The organism is Actinokineospora sp. (assembly GCF_050699995.1).
Classification (GTDB): domain Bacteria; phylum Actinomycetota; class Actinomycetes; order Mycobacteriales; family Pseudonocardiaceae; genus Actinokineospora.
Genome location: NZ_JBOHGC010000315.1, coordinates 1 through 3,775, shown reverse-complemented (window position 1 = coordinate 3,775; position 3,775 = coordinate 1). Strand labels below are relative to the sequence as shown.

General features: G+C 68.1%; 4 protein-coding genes. All 4 read left to right on the top strand.

Annotated features, from left to right (window positions below; genetic code table 11):
- A partial coding sequence (locus tag ACRDSQ_RS15655; RefSeq protein ID WP_431421910.1) for a bifunctional 3,4-dihydroxy-2-butanone-4-phosphate synthase/GTP cyclohydrolase II occupies positions 1-1,145 on the top strand: 1,145 nt, incomplete at its 5' end.
- Positions 1,146-1,176: 31 nt separating this feature from the next.
- Positions 1,177-1,671 carry a flavin reductase family protein gene (locus ACRDSQ_RS15650; protein WP_431421909.1) on the top strand — a complete coding sequence of 165 codons (495 nt, stop codon included), beginning with the start codon at positions 1,177-1,179 and terminating at the stop codon, positions 1,669-1,671.
- Positions 1,672-1,822: 151 nt separating this feature from the next.
- The gene (locus ACRDSQ_RS15645) at positions 1,823-2,884 is read left to right on the top strand and encodes an LLM class flavin-dependent oxidoreductase (protein WP_431421908.1); all 1,062 of its coding nucleotides are present in this window, start codon (positions 1,823-1,825) and stop codon (positions 2,882-2,884) included.
- 13 nt (positions 2,885-2,897) lie between these two features.
- On the top strand, positions 2,898-3,728 hold the full coding sequence (locus ACRDSQ_RS15640; RefSeq protein WP_431421907.1) for a mycofactocin-coupled SDR family oxidoreductase: 831 nt from the start codon (positions 2,898-2,900) through the stop codon (positions 3,726-3,728).
- Positions 3,729-3,775: the final 47 nt, after the last annotated feature.

Here is a 3,775-nt window from a genome sequence, read left to right as displayed (position 1 = left end):
AAGGCGACCTGATCATGGCCGCCGAGTTCGCGACCGAAGAGACGATGGCGTTCTTCGTACGCCACACCTCGGGTGTCGTGTGCGTCGGCATGGACGGGAACCGACTCGACGAACTCGGCCTGCCGCTCATGGTCTCGGAGGCGGGCAACGGCGACGCCATGGGCACCGCCTTCACCATCACCGTGGACGCGCGGACGGGTACGACGACGGGAATATCGGCGGCCGACCGCGCGGCCACCGTCAGGGCACTGGCCGATCCGACGTCCACCGAGGCCGACTTCGCCCGACCGGGGCACCTGTTCCCGCTGCGGGCCCGTCCCGGGGGCGTCCTGAAGCGGCCCGGCCACACCGAGGCGTCAGTGGACCTGGCGCGCCTCGCGGGCCTTGAGCCCGCGGGCGTGCTGGCCGAGGTGGTCCGCCATGACGGGAAGATGGCCCGGCTGCCCGACCTGCGCGCGTTCTGCGCCGAGCACTGCCTGTTGCTGCTGTCGATCGCCGACCTGGTGCGGATGCGCATGCGGGACGAGCGGCTCGTCCGCTCCGTGTCGGCCGCCCGGCTTCCCACGGACTGGGGCGAGTTCACCGCACATGCCTTCGAGTCCGTTCTGGACGGTGAGCAGCATCTCGCGTTCGTGTGCGGCGACTTGTCGGGCGACGAGCCCGTGCTGGTGCGGGTGCACAGCGAGTGCCTCACCGGCGACGTCTTCGCCTCGCGGCGCTGTGACTGCGGCGACCAGCTCGGGGCCTCGATGCGCCGAATCGCCGAAGAAGGCAGGGGAGTCGTCGTCTACCTGCGCGGCCACGAAGGGCGTGGGATCGGCATCGGGCACAAACTGCGCGCCTACGAACTCCAGGACCTCGGAGCGGACACAGTGGACGCCAACCTCGCCCTCGGCCTTCCGGTGGACACCCGCGAGTACGGCATCGGTGCGCAGATCCTCGCCGCGCTCGGCGTCACGAAGATGCGGCTCATAACCAACAACCCCGCCAAATACGCCGGACTCACCGGGTTCGGCCTCGACATCGTCGAGCGGGTCCAGATCGCCTCCGCGGTGACCGAGGACAACGTGCGCTACCTCCGCACCAAGCGCGAGCGGATGGGCCACCTGCTCGACGAGGTCGAACTGCCTGCCGCGAGCACCTGAGGTGCGTCCTCCCGACAGTGACGGAGCAACCATGCAGTTCACTCGTTCCCCTCTCCCTGACCAGGCCGCCTTTCGTGACGTCCTCGGCCACTACTGCAGCGGCGTCACCGTGATCACCGCGATGGACGGCGACGAGCCCGTGGGATTCGCGTGCCAGTCCTTCCAGTCCCTGTCGCTGGACCCGCCGATGGTGAGCTTCGCCCCGGCGAAGACCTCCACCACGTGGCCGCGCATCCGCCGCGCGGGATGGTTCGCCGCCAGTGTCCTCGCCGAGGGCCAGCACGACCTGTGTCGTCAGTTCGCCGTGTCGGGCGGCGACAAGTTCGCCGGGGTCGCCTGGCGGCCCGGCCCCTCGGGGTCCCCGCGCCTGGACGGCGCGCTCGCCTGGGTCGAGTGCGAGATCGTCGGCGAGGTCGAGGCAGGCGACCACGTCATCGTCCTGGGCCAGGTGCTCGACCTGGCATCCAGCGCGGGCTCGCGTCCGCTTCTGTTCTACCGCGGGAAGTTCGGCGCGCTCGCCGACTGAACCCGCTCGCTCACCGGCTGTCCGCGGTGGTGGCCGCGGGAGAAGTCGAGTAGTGGCTACAGGTGACCTGCACCACCTTCTCAAGTGGACTGGGTCAAGAAATTCCGCTCCGCGTGCGCAGCGGTCACGACCGAACATGGGAGAGCTCAGCATGAAGTTTGCGATGTTTCAGACGCCGTTCATGCGGCCGTCGCGGTCGCCGCGTGAGGTTTTTGACTGGGCGGTGGACCAGGCGGTGGAATGTGATCGGGTCGGGTTCACCGAGTATTGGATCGGTGAGCACGCGACGATGACGTACGAGTCGATTCCGAACCCGGAGTTGATTATCGCGGCTGCCGCGCGGGATACGGAGTCGATCAAGCTATGTCCGGGCGCGCATTTGCCCGCGTATTCACACCCGGGTTCGCTCGCCGTGCAGGTGTCGTGGCTGACCCATGTGACGGAGGGTCGTTACATCTTGGGGGTGGGCGCGGGGGCGTATCCGTCGGATGCGGTGGTCCGGGGTTTGCCGGATCTGAAGAACAATCACCGGATGATGCTTGAGGCGCTCGAGATCATGGAGCGGGTGTGGCAGGGCGAGCCGTTCCGTTTCGAGGGTGAGTTCTGGAACGCGGGTTTCCCGGAGTCGGATCCCGCGCATCCGTGGCGCGATGTGCGGCCGTTCGGGGGTTCGGTGGAGATCGCGATGGCGGGGTTGTCGCCGAATTCGCCGACGTTGTCGTTCGCGGGGTCGCGCAAGTATCTGCCGTTGAGTGTGTACGCGGGTGAGGCGGCGATCGCGAATCACTGGGAGACCTACTCGGCGGCGGCGGCCGAGGCGGGTCACGTGGTGGACCGGTCGGATCTGCATGTGGTGCGGGACGTGTTGGTGGCCGAGACCGACGCCGAAGCCAAGAAGCTCGCGGTCGAGGGCGGCATGGGCGAGGCGTGGCGGAACTATCTGCTGCCGGTGTACAAGCAGTTCGGTCTGCTGCAGGCGATGCTGCCCGATCACGACATCGACACCGTCGATATGGACACCCTCGCCGAGCACGTGTGGATTATCGGGTCGCCGGAGACGGTCGTCGAGAAGCTGGCCGACATTCAGCAGCGCACCGGCGGGTGGGGCACCACGATGGTCTACGGGCACGACTACACCGAGGACCCCAAGCCGTGGAACCAGTCGCTGGAACTGCTCACCACCGAAGTCGCCCCCAAACTCGCCAACGCCTGAAAGAGGTCCCGTCATGGGTCGTGTCGAAGGAAAGGTCGCCCTGATCACGGGTGCCGCTCGCGGCCAAGGCCGCGCCCACGCCATCCGCCTCGCGGAGGAGGGCGCCGACATCATCGCGATCGACGTGTGCGGTCCGGTGGAGACGGTCAATTACCCCATGCCGACCCCGGAGGACCTCGACCAGGTCGCCCGGGAGGTCGAGAAGCGCGGGCGCAAGGCCCTCACCCGCGTCGTCGATGTGCGTGACCAGGCCGCGCTCCGGCAAGTCGTCGCCGACGGCGTCGCCGAACTCGGCGGCCTCGACATCGTCGTGGCGAACGCGGGCATCCTGTCGATCAGCGTCGACGAGCCCACCGACCCCGCGACGCGACAGCAGGTGTGGCAGACCACTCTGGACGTGAACATCACCGGCGCGTGGAACACGGTCGAGGCTGTCGCCCCAGTGATGAGGGAAGCGGGCAAGGGCGGGGCCATCGTGTTCACCTGCTCGACGCAGGGCCTGAGGTACGCCGCCAACAACGACATCAGCCTCACCGCCTACACCGCGGCGAAGCACGCGATGGTCGGCGTGATGCGGTGCACCGCGGCTGACCTCGCCCCGTACTCGATCCGCGTCAACAGCGTCCATCCGACGGGCGTCAACACGCCCATGGTCACCAACGAGGTGATGGGCGACTACGGGGCGAAGCACCCGCGACTCGGTGAGCTGATGGGCAACCTGCTGCCCGTCCCGGTCATCGAGTCGGAGGACGTCACCGAAGCGGTGCTGTACCTCGTGTCCGACTCCGGGCGGTACGTCACCGGCGTGACCCTGCCGGTCGACGCCGGCCACCTGATCAAGTAGGGGAGCGGATACGACCCCGCGGCGGCGGCACGCGCACCGATCCGAGG